13 protein-coding genes and 1 pseudogene are annotated in these 16,455 nt (G+C 56.6%); 7 read left to right on the top strand and 7 right to left on the bottom strand.

Features of this window, described 5'->3' with window-relative positions:
- Window positions 1–3: 3 nt before the first annotated feature.
- The 3 genes and pseudogenes from CPY64_RS13860 to CPY64_RS13870 all read right to left on the bottom strand — a co-directional run bounded on the left by CPY64_RS13860 (window position 4) and on the right by CPY64_RS13870 (window position 4,360).
- Window positions 4–840, bottom strand: a complete 837-nt coding sequence (locus CPY64_RS13860; RefSeq protein WP_042489452.1) for an FAD binding domain-containing protein — start codon at window positions 838–840, stop codon at window positions 4–6.
- Window positions 837–3,239, bottom strand: a complete 2,403-nt coding sequence (locus CPY64_RS13865; protein ID WP_042489457.1) for a xanthine dehydrogenase family protein molybdopterin-binding subunit — start codon at window positions 3,237–3,239, stop codon at window positions 837–839. Before CPY64_RS13865 ends, CPY64_RS13860 begins: the two co-directional genes overlap by 4 nt.
- A 24-nt stretch (window positions 3,240–3,263) precedes the next feature.
- A pseudogene (locus tag CPY64_RS13870) lies at window positions 3,264–4,360 on the bottom strand (TRAP transporter substrate-binding protein).
- 381 nt (window positions 4,361–4,741) lie between these two features.
- On the opposite strand from CPY64_RS13870, the gene CPY64_RS13875 reads away from it, so the two are divergent.
- The 6 genes from CPY64_RS13875 to CPY64_RS13900 all read left to right on the top strand — a co-directional run bounded on the left by CPY64_RS13875 (window position 4,742) and on the right by CPY64_RS13900 (window position 11,364).
- Window positions 4,742–5,056 (top strand): non-heme iron oxygenase ferredoxin subunit, encoded by a 315-nt coding sequence (locus CPY64_RS13875; protein WP_042489465.1) that lies wholly within the window; start codon window positions 4,742–4,744, stop codon window positions 5,054–5,056.
- 31 nt (window positions 5,057–5,087) lie between these two features.
- Window positions 5,088–6,365, top strand: coding sequence for an NAD(P)/FAD-dependent oxidoreductase (locus CPY64_RS13880; protein WP_042489468.1), 1,278 nt, complete (start codon window positions 5,088–5,090; stop codon window positions 6,363–6,365).
- A 66-nt stretch (window positions 6,366–6,431) separates the two neighbouring features.
- Window positions 6,432–7,721: an aromatic ring-hydroxylating dioxygenase subunit alpha gene (locus CPY64_RS13885; RefSeq protein WP_009460850.1), complete on the top strand. Its 1,290-nt coding sequence runs from the start codon at window positions 6,432–6,434 to the stop codon at window positions 7,719–7,721.
- Window positions 7,722–7,734: 13 nt separating this feature from the next.
- A complete protein-coding gene (locus CPY64_RS13890; protein WP_042489471.1) occupies window positions 7,735–8,253 on the top strand; it encodes an aromatic-ring-hydroxylating dioxygenase subunit beta in 519 nt (172 codons plus the stop codon).
- Window positions 8,254–8,819: 566 nt separating this feature from the next.
- Window positions 8,820–9,770, top strand: coding sequence for an IS110 family transposase (locus CPY64_RS13895; RefSeq protein ID WP_042489577.1), 951 nt, complete (start codon window positions 8,820–8,822; stop codon window positions 9,768–9,770).
- A gap of 565 nt (window positions 9,771–10,335) precedes the next feature.
- Complete coding sequence (locus CPY64_RS13900; RefSeq protein WP_042489560.1) at window positions 10,336–11,364, top strand: IS110 family RNA-guided transposase; 1,029 nt, start codon at window positions 10,336–10,338, stop codon at window positions 11,362–11,364.
- A gap of 690 nt (window positions 11,365–12,054) precedes the next feature.
- Here CPY64_RS13900 and CPY64_RS13905 read toward each other — a convergent pair.
- The 4 genes from CPY64_RS13905 to CPY64_RS13920 form a co-directional block, all read right to left on the bottom strand.
- Window positions 12,055–12,678: an N-carbamoylsarcosine amidohydrolase gene (locus tag CPY64_RS13905; protein WP_226791382.1), complete on the bottom strand. Its 624-nt coding sequence runs from the start codon at window positions 12,676–12,678 to the stop codon at window positions 12,055–12,057.
- Entirely contained in the window at window positions 12,665–13,717 is a 1,053-nt protein-coding gene (locus CPY64_RS13910; protein WP_042486201.1) for a 2,5-dihydroxypyridine 5,6-dioxygenase NicX family protein, read from the bottom strand. The genes CPY64_RS13905 and CPY64_RS13910 overlap by 14 nt, the downstream gene beginning before the upstream one ends.
- A gap of 83 nt (window positions 13,718–13,800) precedes the next feature.
- Entirely contained in the window at window positions 13,801–14,625 is an 825-nt protein-coding gene (locus CPY64_RS13915; protein WP_042486203.1) for an alpha/beta fold hydrolase, read from the bottom strand.
- 2 nt (window positions 14,626–14,627) lie between these two features.
- Window positions 14,628–15,599, bottom strand: coding sequence for an amidohydrolase family protein (locus tag CPY64_RS13920; RefSeq protein WP_042486206.1), 972 nt, complete (start codon window positions 15,597–15,599; stop codon window positions 14,628–14,630).
- Between the two features lie 290 nt (window positions 15,600–15,889).
- On the opposite strand from CPY64_RS13920, the gene CPY64_RS13925 reads away from it, so the two are divergent.
- Entirely contained in the window at window positions 15,890–16,450 is a 561-nt protein-coding gene (locus CPY64_RS13925; protein WP_042486210.1) for a MarR family winged helix-turn-helix transcriptional regulator, read from the top strand.
- The last annotated feature ends 5 nt before the right edge of the window (window positions 16,451–16,455 follow it).

The raw sequence follows: 16,455 nt of genomic DNA on the forward strand, positions 1-16,455 counted from the left end.
GTCTTAACCTTTCACACCCAGCGCTTGCTTCAGGCTGCGCTCTACTACCGTACGGAACAGCACCTGATGGGCCTCGTCCCGTTGTGCCAGATACGGCTGCAGGGCCGCTTCAATCGTGTCCCCTTCCAGGACGGCGGCCCCTTGTGCAGCCACTTTCACGGCCAGTTCGGGCAAAGAGCGCGGGGCGCCTTCCATGGCACCGATCACTACGCGCGCCGTGCGGGTGGCCGGGTCGAAATAGCAGGCACAACTGGCATCGGCAAACTCGCCCACTTTGCGGGTGAATTTGTAGTAACCCCAACGGGCTGAACCGGACACTTCAGGCACATCCACAGACTCGATGAACTCACCGGCTTCCAGCACCGTGGTGTAGGCGGCCAGCATGAATTCGCTCATGGGAACGCTGCGGCTCCCTTGGGTTCCACGCACATTGACGTTTGCACCCAAAGCAGCACAAGTCAGCACCCAATCTGCCGCCGGATCTGCATGAGCCAGGCTGCCACCCAAAGTGCCGCGATTGCGCACACCCCGGTAAGCAATGCGGCCTGCCACTTTCTGCATCATATGGCCGCGCAGCAGTTCGTGAATGCCGTCTTCAATCTGGGCGTGTGTCACGGCAGCGCCGATCCGCACTCGCCCTTTATGGGCTGATACCTGACGCAGCTCGGGCACTGCCGACACGTCCAGCACACGGCCAGGGCGCACCAGACGCAGATTCAACATGGGGCCCAGGGACTGGCTACCGCCCATCAAGCGCACGGCGGAAGGATCGCTGCCATAGGCATCCTGGATCTGTTTAAGGCTCTGGGCCTGTTCGTACTCAAACTTGGCGGCCTTCATGCCTGAACCTCCGACACGGGCTGTTTATCTTGCTGATTGGCGGGCTGTGCTGCAGCGCGAATCGCGCTTAGCAGTCGATGCGGTGTCACGGGCGTGTGCGAGACCTGTGCTCCGGTAGAGCGCAGGGCATTATTGATGGCGGACATGATGGCAGCGGGAGGAGCAATCGCTCCGCCCTCACCCATACCTTTGGCACCAAATTCGGTATTGGGCGACGGGCTTTCCATGTGTTCGATATGAATATTGGGCACTTCGCAGGCACCGGGCATGACGTAGTCTGCCAAGGTCGATGCCAGCGGCTGAGCAAACTCGTCGTACGGCATTTCTTCGTACAAGGCGGTGCCAATCCCTTGGGCAATCCCGCCGATCGTCTGGCCTTCCACAATCATGGGGTTGATCATGACGCCACAGTCTTCCACCACCACGTACTTGAGCACTTCCACGCCGCCGGTACTTGGATCGACGGCCACCACCACGGCATTGCTGGCATAAGTAAAGCTGCCAGTATCGACTTTGGGTTTGTAGCCTACCGACAGTTCCAGACCTTGCGGGTCCACGTCCTCGGGCAAATGCTGCGGGTTGATATACCAGGCATCGGCCACTTGGGCGATGCTGACCTGGCGCCCCTCGGCGCTGAACATATCGCCTTGATGCTGCATGCTGTCCACATCAGTTTTCAGCATATGCGCGGCAATCTTGCGCACGCGCGGCAGCAGCTCTTTACAGGCCTTGGACACCGCACCGCCGGACATCACCAGGGAGCGCGAGGCGTACGTGCCGGTGGAGAATGGCGTGCGGCCGGTATCACCGTGCACCACTTTGATCTTGGCTACGGGGATGCCCAGAATTTCGCTGGCGATCTGGGCAAAAGACGTTTCCATACCCTGACCATGCGAGTGCACACCCACGCGCACTTCCAGACCGCCATCCGGGGTCATGCGTACAAAAGCCTGATCAAAACCGGGGATCACCGCCGTGCCCCAACTGGCGAACACGGACGTGCCGTGTGCAGACTGCTCGGTATAAGAAGCCACACCCAGACCAATCAGGCGGCCATCAGCCTCACCCTTGGCCTGACGAGCCAGCACAGCATCCACATCCACCGCCGCCAGAGCGCGGCGCAGACTTTCTGGATAATCCCCCGAGTCGTAATGCTTGTTGGCCACGTTGACGTAAGGCATTTGCTCGCCTTTTACAAGGTTCATCAGGCGGATTTCCCAGGAGGGCTTGCCCACCGCCAAAGCGATCTGATCCATCATCTGTTCAATGGCCAGACAGACACCGGTACGGGCCACGCCACGGTATGGCATGAAACCAGGTTTGTTGGTGCCCACACCGCGCGTGCGGCAGCGGTAACCACGGAAATCGTAAGGACCGGGCAAGTTGCCCAAGGCCTGGCCTACTTCCAGCCCCACGGTAAAGGGCCAGACGGAGTACGCGCCGCCATCAATATCAATTTCAGCGTCCAGCGCCAGCAGGCGGCCTTCATTGCTGATGTGTGCTTTCAGTCGGTACTGGTGTTCACGGGTATTAGCGCCCGCAATCAAGTGCTCGCGACGGTCTTCCATGAAACGGAACGGTTTGCGGAAGGTCTTGGCCAACCAGGCCACGCACAGCTCTTCCTGATGCAGCACGCATTTATAACCAAAGGCGCCGCCCACATCGGGGGAAATCACACGCACCTGCGCCTGATCCATCCCCAGGAACTGGGCAATACCAGTGCGATGCATATGCGGGATCTGGCTGCCGCAATACACCACCAACTGATCGGCCTGGAAATCCCAATAGGCCAGAACAGCCTTGCCTTCCATCGGCAACATGCACTGACGCGACAGGCTGACAGAGTGCTCGATCACGCGGTCGGCACGGGCGGCGTGCTCCTCAAAGGCCACGTCCGAGCGCAATGTCACAAACACGTTATCCTGCCAGCCCTCATGCAGCAGATCACCCTGCGCGGCCAGCGAGGCCGGCACGCTGCCGTAAACCGGCAGCTCGTCGTACAGGGCTTCAATCTCCTCCAGAACGTCCTCGGCAACTGCGCGACTGTCACCAAAGGCCATGGCAACCGGCTCGCCTACATAACGCACACTGCCCGAGGCCAGCGGCGGCATGCTGGAGGCCTGGTAACTGGGCAAAGTGGAAGCGGCGTAAATATCCAGACAGTCCGGCATATCGGCGCGGGTAATAACCTGCGCGCGTGCGCTGTCTTCAATATTGATCTGACGGATTCGGGCATGCGCCATAGGGCTACGCAGGAATGCGACTTCCTGCAAGCCTGGCATGGTCATGTTTCCGATGAAGTTGCCTCGGCCATTGAGATGGCGCGCATCCTCCTTGCGGAGAATACGCGCACCCACTCCTTGGCCACCCAGGCTTGACGGGTGACTGTGCTGACTCATTTCACTACCTTAAGAATGTGCTGCTTAACTGCGCTTGCCCAACTCGCTGAAGGTGAAGTTGTCCAGGGCGCTTTCAGCAACCCGGAACCAACTGGCTTCCTGCTCCTGGAAGGCCTTCCAGCTTGGATAGATCTTGGCAAAATCGGCGTTGCTGTCCGACAGTTCTTTCCACAATTCCTGGGACTTGTCGTAGGCGGCCTTCATGACGTCCTTGGGGAAGTAGCGCAACTTGGCACCTTCAGCCACTAGCTTGCGCAGGGCACCGGGATTCAAGGCATCGTACTTGGCCAGACTGAGCATGGTCTGCTCGTTACAGGCCGTCTCGAATGCAGCCTTGAAGTTGGCAGGCAAGGCTTCCCAGGCATCTTTATTGACCATGGTGGTCAAGGACGCACTGCCCTCGAACCAGCCGGGGGAGTAGTAAAAGGGAGCAACTTTGTTCAAACCCAGCTTTTCGTCGTCGTAAGGGCCAACCACTCGGCCGCGTCAATCGTGCCTTTTTCCAGCGAGGAGTAAATATCGCTAGGAGGAATCTGCTGAGGCACCGCGCCCAGTTTGGACAGCACCATGCCGCCGATGCCCCCGATACGCATTTTCAGGCCTTGCAGACTGTCCAGATCCTTGATTTCCTTGCGGAACCAGCCGCCCATTTGCACGCCCACATTACCGGCTACAAAGTTCACGATGTTGTACTGGCTGTACATTTCGCGCAGCAATTTCAGGCCGCCACCGAAGTGCACCCAGGAGTTATGCTGGCGGGCGTTCATGCCAAAGGACAAGCCGGTATCAAAGGTTACGGCGGTGTTCTTGCCCACAAAAGCAGTACTGAGCACGTGGTTACACTCGACCGTGCCGTTACTGATGGCATCCATGTTCTGGGCATAAGGCACCAGCTCGCCACCGGGGAAAGCGCGGATTTCGAACTTGCCTTCGGTCAGCTCGCTGACACGTTTGCACAGCGCCTCAGCCGAACCGTAAATGGTGTCCAGGCTTTTGGGCCAGCCGGTCGACATGCGCCAGCGTACGGTGGGGCTGTTCTGCGCAATTGCAGGGGCGGCTACTGCTGCCAAACCTGCACCAGCGACCGTTGCCGATTTCAGCAGAAAACTACGACGCTCCATCACTCACCTCTTTGTATTTTTTAATGTATTTACACCCCTTGCTCGATAGGGGTCTGGGTAGTTTGCCCGCCAGTCTGGCCTCGGGCCCGGACAGCAGCTGTCTGAACCTTGCCAAACTGTCCCCCCCAAGGGGCCAGACGGACGTTCCAAGCGGTGTCAGCACACTATGAAATTCACATTCACCACTTCGATAATAGTAAGTGTGCGATTAATTAATTTTTGGTCAAGCAGGGAAACTACTGACGCATGTCCTTGATGAGATAAAGGAAAGCATCATCAATAGCTTAAGCCTCAACTAGCGCAATCCCTTATAAAAACGATATTTTATTTTATAATTTATACAGTATACTGACTAATTGAAAGCACAACCCGGAGACAACTTTGAACTGGATAAAAATTTCCGAAACCGATGCCATCGACAACGAAGAGTCCCTGGCAATCGAGTGGGAAGGCAAGAAACTGGCCCTGCACAAACTGGATGACGAGTTCCACCTGACCGACAACGTCTGTACCCATCAATATGCCCTGCTGTCCGACGGCTATCTGGAAGACGGTTGTGTGGAATGTCCGCTGCATCAGGCCAAGTTCTGTTTGCGCACTGGCAAGGCCATGAACGCCCCTGCCACGGTGGACATCAAGGTCTACCCGCTGCGCATTGAAGGCAACGATATTCTGGCCGACTTGAGTCAGGCCTGAGCTTTTTTCTGCTGACGAGACCTGCAACATCATGGCACACCACACTTCCGTACTGATCATCGGCGCTGGCCAAGCGGCTTCGGTGCTGGCGCGCGAACTGCGCAGCCTGGGCTTTAGCGGCAGCATCACCTTGGTAGGGGATGAAACTCATCTTCCCTACGAACGCCCGCCATTGTCCAAAGACGTGCTCAAGTCCAGCGCGACCACTGACAGCGTGTTTTTGCAAAAAGCCGAGTTCTATCAAGAACAGAATATTGAACTCTTGCTGGACACCAGCGTGCAGTCTCTGGATTGCGCCACGCGCCAGGCCAGCCTGAGCAATGGCCAGACCTGGAGCTTTGACCACGCGGTGCTGGCCACAGGCGGCGCGGCCCGCGAACTGGCTCTGCTGCCTGCCAGCCAGACCAACGCCCTGTATCTGCGTACGCTGGACGATGCCCTGAGCCTGCAAGCCCGCCTGCATCCCGGTTTGCGCGCCCTGGTGGTTGGTGGCGGCTTCATGGGTCTGGAACTGGCTTCTACCGCCAGCGAAACCGGCGCACAGGTCACTGTCATTGAAGCGAATGAACGTCTGCTGGCCCGCAACGCCCCTGCGCTGCTGTCGCAATGGTTGCTGGAGCGCTTCGAGTCGCAAGGCATCACCGTGCGCTTGGGAAAGGGAGTACGTCAGGCCCACTTTGTGGCTGGACACGAGCACCCCGTTCAGCTGGAACTGAGTGATGGCCAGATCCTGAGTGGTGATCTGGCTATTGTGGCCGCCGGTCTGACAGCGAACTCTGCCTTGGCCCGGGCCAGCGGCATTGCGGTCGACGATATGACGGCCGGGATTATTGTGGATCGCCAGGGACGCACCAGTGTGGCAGGCATTTATGCCGCCGGCGATTGCGCCACACAGATTTGCCCTGACACCTCCGTGCGCACCCGCAGCGAATCCTGGCAGAACGCCAATGAACAAGCCCGTCAGGTAGCCTACGCCATTGCCGGGCAGGACGCGCCTGCCGCACCGGTCAGTTGGTTCTGGACGGATGTGCTCGGTTGCAACATTCAGATGTTGGGCCAAGGCAGCCCGGATCTGAACTATCAGGTACGCGGCGTCATGGACAGCCAGGGCGACGCCATCAGCTTCATGTTGCTGGCTTTCGAGGGCCAACATCTGCGACACGCGATTGGCGTCAATGCCGGTGCGGATCTACGCGCCTTGCGTAGCGTCATGGAGCAGAACTTGCCTGTGGACCCAGCCATCGTATTGGACCCGGCGACCAAGCTGCGCCAGTACGTGAAAGAAGCGGCCCGTACGGCCCAAGTCTAAGAAAGAGAAGCGGCCTGCGCCGCCTCGTCATCACGAATCATTAAAGAGTTATCAGAGGAGAACCCCATGTATCAGACGCAAACGGTGATAGGCCAGACGGTCGGGTCCAAAGACCGCCCTGTCGAGGAATGCACCTGGCCCGAGGACGTGCTCAACACCATTCCGGATTGGGTCTACACCAGCAACGACATTTACAACCGCGAGATGGAACGCATTTTCCACGGTGACACCTGGAACTTTGTGGCCCTGGAAGCAGAAATCCCCGATTCGGGCGACTACAAGCGCTCGTATGTGGGTTCCACGCCTGTGGTCGTCGCTCGTGCGGAAGATGGCAGCATCAACGTATTTGAAAACCGCTGTGCACACCGCGGCGCGGAGTTTTGCCGTCACAACCAAGGTAATACCAATGAGTTTGTGTGCCCGTATCACCAGTGGTCTTACAGCCTGAAGGGTGATCTGCAAGGGATTCCTTTCAAGCGCGGTGCGAATAAAGAAGGCGGCATGCCGCGCAGCTTCAAGAACTCCGAGCATGGTCTGAAAAAGCTGCATGTGACTACGCACAATGGCGTGATTTTTGCGTCCTACAGCGACAAGGTCGAGCCGATTACGGAATACCTGACACCTGAAATCCTGAAGGATTTCGAGGCGGTGTTTCCCGGCAAGAAGCTGAAGATTCTGGGTTACTACCGTAACGAGTTGCCTTGCAACTGGAAGATGTACCACGAGAACCTGAAGGATCCGTACCACGCGACCTTGCTGCACTCTTTCCTGGTGGTGTTCGGTCTGCTGGTGGCGGGCAACAAATCGCAGATGTATGTGGACCCTGTGCATGGACGCCATGGCTATATGGCATCGGCCAAGTCCGAGGACAAGTACGCCGAGGTCAGCGAGGACAACAAGAAGGAAATGCGTTCCTTTGTGGACGATATGCGTTTGCGCGATGAGCGTTTCCTGGACTACGTCAAGGAGTTTGATTCGCCGTGGTCGGTGACCATGCAGACGATCTGGCCCAACCTGATTGTTCAGCGCGAGATGAATACCTTGGGTGTGCGTCAGATTGTGCCCAATGGCCCCAACAGCCTGATCATGCAATGGACCATGTTTGGCTATGAGGACGATACCGAGGAGATGACTCGTCACCGTCTGCGTCAGGGCAACCTGATGGGCCCTGCCGGTTTCCTGGGCCTGGAAGACAACGAGGCCATGAAGTTTGTGCAGGAAGGGGTACGTCGTTCCAGCAGCGAGGTGAACATCATCAAGCTCGATGAAAGCAAGCTGGGTACGTCCAATACGCTGATCTCGGAAGCGGCTATTCGCTCCATGTACCAGTACTACCGCCAAGTGATGGATCTGTAAGACGAGCTGACTTATGAAAATGGATTTTTCTTTCAAACCCGCCCAGATTGCTATTGAGCGTGCTTTGGTGTTGAAGGCGGAAATTGAGCTTTTCAATGCCGAGTACTGTGCCACTTTGGATCGTGGCAATGTTGAGGATTGGCCCATGTTTTTTGTGGAGGACGCGGTTTACCGGGTCACTTCACGCGAGAACGCGGATCTGAATTTGCCAGTGGGCCTGGTCTACGCCGAAGGGCGCGACATGATGCACGATCGTGCGGTGGCTATCGCCCGCACGCAGATGTATGCCCCGCGCTACATGCTGCATCTGGTCACGGATGTTCGTGTGATCAGCGAGGAGGATAATGGCGACATTGAGGCCGAGGGTAATTTCATGCTGATGCAGACCTTGGTGGAAGGGCCTTCCACGGTGCATCTGGTGGGTAATTATTTTGATACGTTCACGCGTGTGGAGGGTCGGTTGATGCTCAAGGAGCGTCAGGTGATTTTTGATACGTCTATTCTGGCGAACGATCTGGTGTTCCCGGTCTAAGTCCGGAGTTTGCATCTGGTTTTAAAGCTGTTTTTTGTGTGCTGCTTCCGAGCCACTTGAGTCAGAAGGTCTTCTGATTCCTTTCGAGCGCCCTTCTTTATTGAGGGGTGCTTTTTTTTGCTTATTTATTGGGCAGAGGACTTATGTCTGGCGCAATGTCAGATTTAGGGCTGGTAGCGCCGGCTTGGGGGGCCTATCGGGCCCGGAGGAATTCAGGTTAGTCAGGGCCGGGGATAAAAGAAGTCTCTGTGAAGACGCCATTCAGTCGGCCTGCTGGGGTGTCCGGGCTGAGCACTTGCCGGTGCTGCGCACCGGTGCCCTTGTCAGGAGGTAGCTACGGGCGCATCCTGAACTTGTATGGTTAAGTTGTCGGGGTGGAGGGACATCCTGAACGATCGGCCAATGCCGGACCGACACCGCGAGAACTCTCCCGCCCCACCCATCACCGTCGATAAGGAACTGAGCGGCGCCGTTCATCGAACCGCGACCGCCGATCTGAACGCAAGTCAACGAGCCGGATGGCGTACACCCCGACGTTACTCATTGTGCGCTTTGGAGGTGCTCCCATGCAAACGACTGTGCTTTATATCGGTGCTGATGTTGCCAAGGCTGAGCTGGTCATCAGCGTAGCGGGCCAACGGCCCTGCATCATTGCCAACACGACGACTGGCATTACCCGTTGGTTAAAGACAGTGTCAGAACACGCGCTAATTGCCATGGAGTCAACGGGCAATTACCACGCCTTACTGGCCCAGTTGGCTTATCTGCATGGCTTGACGGTCTATATCTTGAACGCGCGTGATGTCTTTTACTATGCACGAGCCTTAGGCAGCCGGGCCAAGACCGATAATATTGATGCAGAGGTCATTGTCCGCTACCTGCAAGAGCATCAATCCAGCCTGCAAGCTTGGCAACCGCTCACCCCCGAGCAACAACAGTTGCGTCAACTGTTGTCTCGTCGCGCTCAAGTGATCACTCACCAGAGCGCTTTACGCCAGGCCTTTACCGACGTGGATCTATCAGGTGTCGATACCCAAGCGTTACAACATGGATTTGATGTTGTGCTGGCCTCAATGGATCAACAAATACAGCATTTGATTGCGAACGACCCGCAGCTCGAACAGGGATATCAACGTTTGCGTAGTGTGAGTGGCATCGGTCAACAGACAGCGGCCTTGTTGACCGAACTGCTCAATCGTATTCCCTTTGCCAATGCGGATGCCTTAGTCGCGTATAGCGGGCTCGATCCCCGACCCAACGACTCAGGGACCAAGCGAGGGCGTCGTCGTATCAGCAAGCGTGGGCCGGCTTTGCTGCGCCGACAACTGTATTTGGCAGCGATGTCGGCCTGCCGCAGTGCGGCATGTAAACCGTTGTATGAAGCGTATCGTGCCCGAGGCCTGGCGGGCACAGAATCGATTGTGATTCTGGCTCGTAAGTTGCTGCGCATTGCATATGCCGTGTGGAAAAGTGGACAAGCCTTTGACCCGTCCAAACTATCGCCTAAAACAGCTTGACCCAAACCATAGAACCTCGCCGGGTACTTGGTCCCCCGGACCAAGTACAAGCGTCCGGCTCAAACAGCAGGATGCTTGAACCCCTACGCTATCTCCTGACCGCGGCAAGTACTCTGATCCGCCCCAACACCCCAGCAGGCTGACTGAACGGCTCACAATGGCTTTTTATCTACCAATCTCTTATAGATAGACTCTTTGAGCAAACAAAGACTCGTGCCTTGTTCTCCTGCGCTTCCTAAGCACATATCCTTCCGCTGTTCTGCTCTTCCCCCCCCTTCCTTTCTCCACCCATCCAATCTGAGCCCCTACCTTTCATCCCACCTCTGCAAGTGCCGTTTGGGCTTTAAACAGTATTGCTTGTTTTCTTGTGGGGCCCGGGGACGGCTTGGCGGGCGAGTCAGGGCTCTTGCCGCCGGCAGAGTGCTGGGGCGGGATGCAAGGGGCGTGCTGTTTGAGGAGCACGCTTGCGGTTTGTCCAATGGGATGGACGCCCCTACCCGCACCGGCATCCTATGTGCCAAAGTGGGCGTATCACCAACCACTTGAACCGAGCGAGGCGTCCATCATGAAGATTACGACACTAGGTATCGATCTGGCAAAGCAAGTCTTTCAACTGCACGGCGTCGATGAACAAGGCAAAACCGTGTTAAGAAAACAGCTCAAACGCGACCAGATGGCCACGTTCTTCGCCACCTTACCGGTCTGCCTGATTGGCATGGAAGCATGTGGAAGTGCGCATCATTGGGCCCGTAAATTAGAATCGTTCGGGCATACCGTACGCTTGATTGCCCCTCAGTTTGTTAAACCCTACGTTAAAACCAACAAGAACGATGCTGCTGATGCCGAAGCCATCTGCGAGGCAGTGGCTCGGCCTAACATGCGGTTTGTACCGATCAAAAATATCGAACAACAGTCCGTCTTGGCCTTGCACCGGGCTCGACAAGGGTTCGTACGGGCACGGACCGCACAGGCCAATCAGATCCGCGGATTACTGGCTGAGTTCGGGCTGATCGTCCCACAGGGAATCTCTCACCTGCATACACGTGTCCCTGCGCTACTCGAGCAGGCGAATCAGGAGCTGACGGGCTCATTTCGATTACTCATACTCCGGCTCCTGGATCACTTAAAAGAGCTGGATAAACAGGTCCATGAGTTGGAGCGGCAGATTAAAGCCTGGCATAAGGCCAATGAAGCGAGCTGCCGACTTGAGAAAGTTGCGGGCATTGGCCCGATCACCGCCAGTGCCTTGGTTGCCACGATCGGCGATGCCAAAAACTTCACCAATGGCCGACAGTTAGCGGCGTGGCTAGGCTTAGTGCCCAAGCAGCACTCCAGTGGTGGCAAGTCCGTGCTCCTGGGAATCAGCAAACGAGGAGATCAATATCTACGTACCTTGTTAATTCATGGCGCTCGAGCGGTGATCTATCGTGCACGGCAAGCCGCAGAGCCCACCGGTTGGCTACAACGACTCTTGCAGCGATCTCACGCTAACGTAGCGGCTGTTGCATTAGCCAACAAAAATGCCCGTATCGTCTGGGCGTTACTGGCCAATCAACGAACCTTCCAGCCTGACTACACGCCTGACGGCTCATAGTCAGGCTGGACTGAGCTTCCCCTTAAAAGCCACTATTAACCCTTCTCCCGATTGCTCAGGCAAACACGACATGATGGCAAGATAGGTCAGACCGTGGTTGGTTAAACCCGATGTCCCCCAGGCACTAAGCAGTGCGCTTGTCCGATTGAGGCACCAACCAGCAGAACCCATCAGGGACCGCCGCTGACGCGGCAATCAAGTCCGGATGTACGGGTGCAATCTCGACCCACTGTCCAACATGAAGTGAGTGCTTGGCAAAACAGGGGCGTCCATGTACGGGGGACAAGCCGCGCTCCGAGTTCACGACCCGCCCGCCCCAGCACTCTGACAAGGGTACCCACGCGCAGCGTGGGCAAGAGACCCGCCAAGACAAGCCGTACCCGGGCCCCACAAGAAAACTATCCGCCGCCCTCACGCAAAGCCCAAACGGCACGTCCAGAAGAAAGCCCCGACACCGCAATCCTTGCAGCCCCACCACGCTGCCAGAAATAAAAAAGCCCCCGAGAGCCATTCGGCTCCCAGGGGCACAGGTCCGATAGCCTGCCCCCAAGCGGCAGACCACCGATACTCAATCACAAGGCTATCAAAACAGACTTGTTAACGACAACTCATGTCCATCAAGCACGGACGCCCATCCAGGCCATGATGAAACACATCGTTCTTCTCAAAAACTCAAGAGCTTGAATCGCTTTAAAGACCAATCAACTTCATCGCCTCTTCACGCGTTGCCACGGTGGCGTACTTCTGACGCATATCGAACAGGTTAGCCTCGTGTGGGCCAATTGCACGGTCACCCACGCAATCAGAGACGACCAGGGGGCGAAAGCCCAGTTGCATTGCATCGACCACGCTGGAACGCACGCAACCACTGGTAACCGCACCGGCAACCAGCAGCGTTTGCACACCACGTTGCGTCAACCATGCCGCCAAGGGCGTACCAAAGAAAGCCGACGGCACATTCTTGCGAACAACGAACTCACCGGGAGCAGGAGCCAACTCCGGCACGATGTGGCTATTGTGCGCGTCTTCAGTCAGTCCCAACATGCCAGGGACTTTGATGCTGAAGATGTTGTTATCAGCGCCATCGTCCGCATACACGATACGGGTATGAGCAACCGGCCAGCCTTGTTCACGCGCCGTCGCCAACAACTTCTGCGTGTTCTCGATCGCCTCGGGAATATTGCCGCCGCCAAACACCGCCGGGTCAGCAAAGCCATTCACCAGATCAATAATCAACAAACCGTAAGGAGCTTTAGGCTCCAGCGTCGACCCAAAACCTTGTTGAGCGTAAACCGCTCCCTCATTCGTACTCACCAACGCCTCCGTCCAGTACTTTGCCATCACGCACTACGGCACGGCCATCCAGGCTGACCGTGCAATTGCGCAAAGGAATGTCGATGTGACATGCCGTCGTACGATTGCCGCCTGCCTCGTTGTTCGGGCCCAGGGAGAACAGGAAGTTACCCTCGAACGCACGGGCATCCATGCCAATGGTGTTCTCACGCGAGTACAAACCCAGCGTGGACCAATGACAACGCGGTTGCAGACCCCAGCCGATATGCGAGATAGCGTAGCCTTCAGGGTCATTGAAGGACTTCATGTACTCGTCCAATAATTGCGCCTCAATGCCGCCTTCGATCTTCGTGGCATAACCATTCTCCACAGTCAGAATAATCTGCTCGGAGGAGTACTTTTTCTGCGGCAGCAGGATGTCGCCCTTGTCGATCACGATAGTGCCGTTGGTACCCAACTCATTCGGCCAGGTCAGCACAAAACCGCTAGGCCAGTGGTCCCAACGACCGGGTTCATCCACAAAACCGTATTCACGAATCGCGGGGAACTCACCCAGCGGGCAACACAAATTAGTGCCGGCAGGAGAGGTAATGCTCATTTCCTTGGCCGCTTTAATCAGGCCAGCGGCCGCTGTCACACGCGCTCGATCCGCTTCGGTTGGCACGGTACGAACCAAAATCTCCGGTGGCTCCACAGCCAGCAAAATCTTGGTACCCGACTTCAGAATGTCGATCTGCTCGGGCGAGAACAACAGGGTCATCAGGTCCAGAACCAGATCGCTGGCCTTCAAAGCCGCAATTGCCGCCTCATTGCCCGTCAAAGGCGTGGTGCCCAAATAAGCCAAAGGATCCCGGCTCAGGGCCTTTTCTGCATTCACAGGCAACAGATCCAGACGGTTCACCACCGCGCCCATGGACTGCGCCGCAATCTGCGCACACTGCATGGTTTGCTGATTGGTCGTGGAGCTGGTCAGCAAAGTCACTGTTTGACCCGCTTCCAGCTTGGACAGGCGCAGCACTTCTTGCCATGCTTCGATAAGTTGATAATCACTCACTGCCATTTTGTCTCTCCTTGTGAGGCACCTCGGCTTCAAACCGACATGCCTAATCACGACAGGGCCGCCTAGGCGACCCCTGCTCAACATCACACCAAGCGTTGGCCCAGGAAATCACCGAAGGCTTCGTAAAAGCCTGCTTCGTTATCCCAAGGGATCATGTGACCGGCATTGGGCACACGAACGTGCTGAACGCCCGAGGCCAGTTGCTGAATCTCGGCCACATCTTCATCACGCACCACGTCACCACGCTCGGCTGTCATCAGCAAGGCAGGCACTTTCAGATGCGGGAAGTCGACGTGGATATCGTCGGTGTGGAAACCCTCGAAGCTGGCCAGAATCGCAGGCTCGTGGCAGGTGTGCAGCCACTGAGCACGCAACTGCAATTGCTCTTCGGTCCAGGTCGGGCAAAAGGCACGCATGTCTTCTGCGGTGCAGCCTTTGCGAGCCATGGCCATGGAATCCACATACCAGGGCAACTTGGAGGGATAAGCACGGCGACCTGGGCCAGAGACGGGAGGATCAACCATCACCAAACGGTTCAAACCTTCGCTGTTCTTGTGAGCCGCACGCAAACCAATGCGGGCACCCATGGAGTGACCAACCACGATGTAGTCTTTCAGACCCAAGGCTTGAGCCAAGGCGATCAAGTCATCGGCTTGCGCATCCAGGCTGTAATCCATGCCTTCAGCCGCTTCGCTCAAACCGCGACCACGCACGTCCTGAATGTAGGTATCAAAGTGCTTGCCGAACTGCTCGCCCACAAAACCCCAGGTCACCGCCGGGCTGGTGATGCCGGGAACAATGATGACGGCAGGACGCTGGTCACGCCCTCCGACGGAGCCACCAAAACGCAGGTAATGCTGGCGAATACCGTTAGCGTGCACATGAGCGCCGTACAAAAATGTGCTCATGCTTAGCTCCGGTCCAGTTTGAACAGACGGGCTGCGTTGCCGTAGCAAACCAGCTCGCGTGTCTTGTCATCCATAGGCGCTGCTTCGATGAAATCTGCCGCCAGCTCAGTGGATTCGTAAGGGTAGTCCACCGAGAACAGCACGGCTTCAGCACCCATTTCACCAATCGCGCCCATCAGGGTCGGGGCTGAACAGACACCAGAAGTGGTGATCAAGATGTTGCTGCCTATGTACTCGGATGGCTTGCGCTTCAAGGTGACACCGTGCGGGTAGACCGCAAAACGGCTGTCGTAGCGCCAGCGCTGGAATGGCAGGCCTTCGCCCATATGACCCAGCACCAGCTTCACGTCCGGGCAACGATCAAACACACCACCGAACAACATGCGCAGCGCGTGGGTGCCGGTCTCTACACCCCACCCCCAGGTTGCGCCCATCAGCTCCGGGTGGCCCGTGTAAGCGTGTGGCATTTCGTAGGCATCAAACGGGTGCAGATAAAAAGGCACATCCAGCTTCTGCACGGTTTCCCAGAAGGCATCGTATTCGCGGCCGTCGTAGTACACACCATGCGTGTGACCGTTAACTAACGCGCCCTTCAAGCCCAGATCCTGCACCGCGCGCGTCAGTTCTTGTGCTGCGGCAGCCGGGTCCTGCATGGGCAAAGTGGCAAAGCCACCCAGGCGATCGGGATGGCGGGCAATTTGCTGCGCCAGGAAATCATTGTTCTGACGTGAACGCTCGATAGCGACGGACACATCCTTTTCCACCTGTACCCCAGGGCCGGTCTGCGACAGCACAACGTACTCGATACCGGCACGATCCATCACCTCCAGACGCTGCGCGTCGAAGTCATGCAAACGAGCCATCAGTTCACGCGCGTCGGCACTGTCAATATGTTTGACAAAGGCCTTGGAATAATCCTCAAAGCCAACGGCGTTGAAGTGCTCCTCCAGTGCTATTTTTTTAATACGTTTCACCGTAAATTTTCCCTAAATTATTGATTTACATAAGGTCAATCGTTTGACCCCCCAACAATATCTATCAGTATGCTGATTATTATTGTTTTCAGCAAGTCGGGAAATCACATATACTTTGGGGCGTGGACAGCGCCTGTAGACAAGACTACAAATCAGAAATCGGGGCTTCTGTTCACGCTAGCGTAGCCCTGCTTTCCTTGTAGACGCCGACCTTGCAGCCGTACCCTTTGCAGGTCGTCCCGCTTTCAGTGTGCTGCCTTTTTGGCAACAGGCTGAAAGCCACTCAATCGATGACTGACTTATCCATGAAGAATCACGCCGAGCTAAAGCAAGAAGAACGACTGGAAGCCGACGAGGCCGAAATCCTGGGTCCAGTGGAAGAAGAAAATGCCGAGCTGTATCGACGCAAACTGTGGTCCCGGCCCGGTTTTCTGGTTCGCCGTCTTAACCAGATTCACTACGCCATGTTTTACGAGGAATGCAAAAGTGACCTCACCCCTGTCCAGCACGGTGTCCTGTCCGTGTTGATGGGTTCACCCTGGCTGGATCAAACCACGATCGGCTACGAGCTGGGGCTGGACCGCACCACCTCGGCCGATGTCATCCGCAGGCTGGAGGAAAAAGGTTTGCTGGGGCGTCGTATCAACCCCGAAGACCGCCGCTCTCGCCAGACTTACATCACCGAAGCCGGCCTGGCGGCGATGCAGGAAATCAGCGCGGGCATGAACCGTGCCCAGGAACGGCTGCTGGATCCACTGACCGCCAAGCAGCGTCAAACCTTTATGACCATGCTGACGCGTGTGGTGGAGCACAACAACCAATATGGTCGTGCTGCCCTGAAAAACATGTGAGAAAT

The organism is Alcaligenes faecalis, assembly GCF_002443155.1.
Classification (GTDB): Bacteria; Pseudomonadota; Gammaproteobacteria; order Burkholderiales; family Burkholderiaceae_B; genus Alcaligenes; species Alcaligenes faecalis.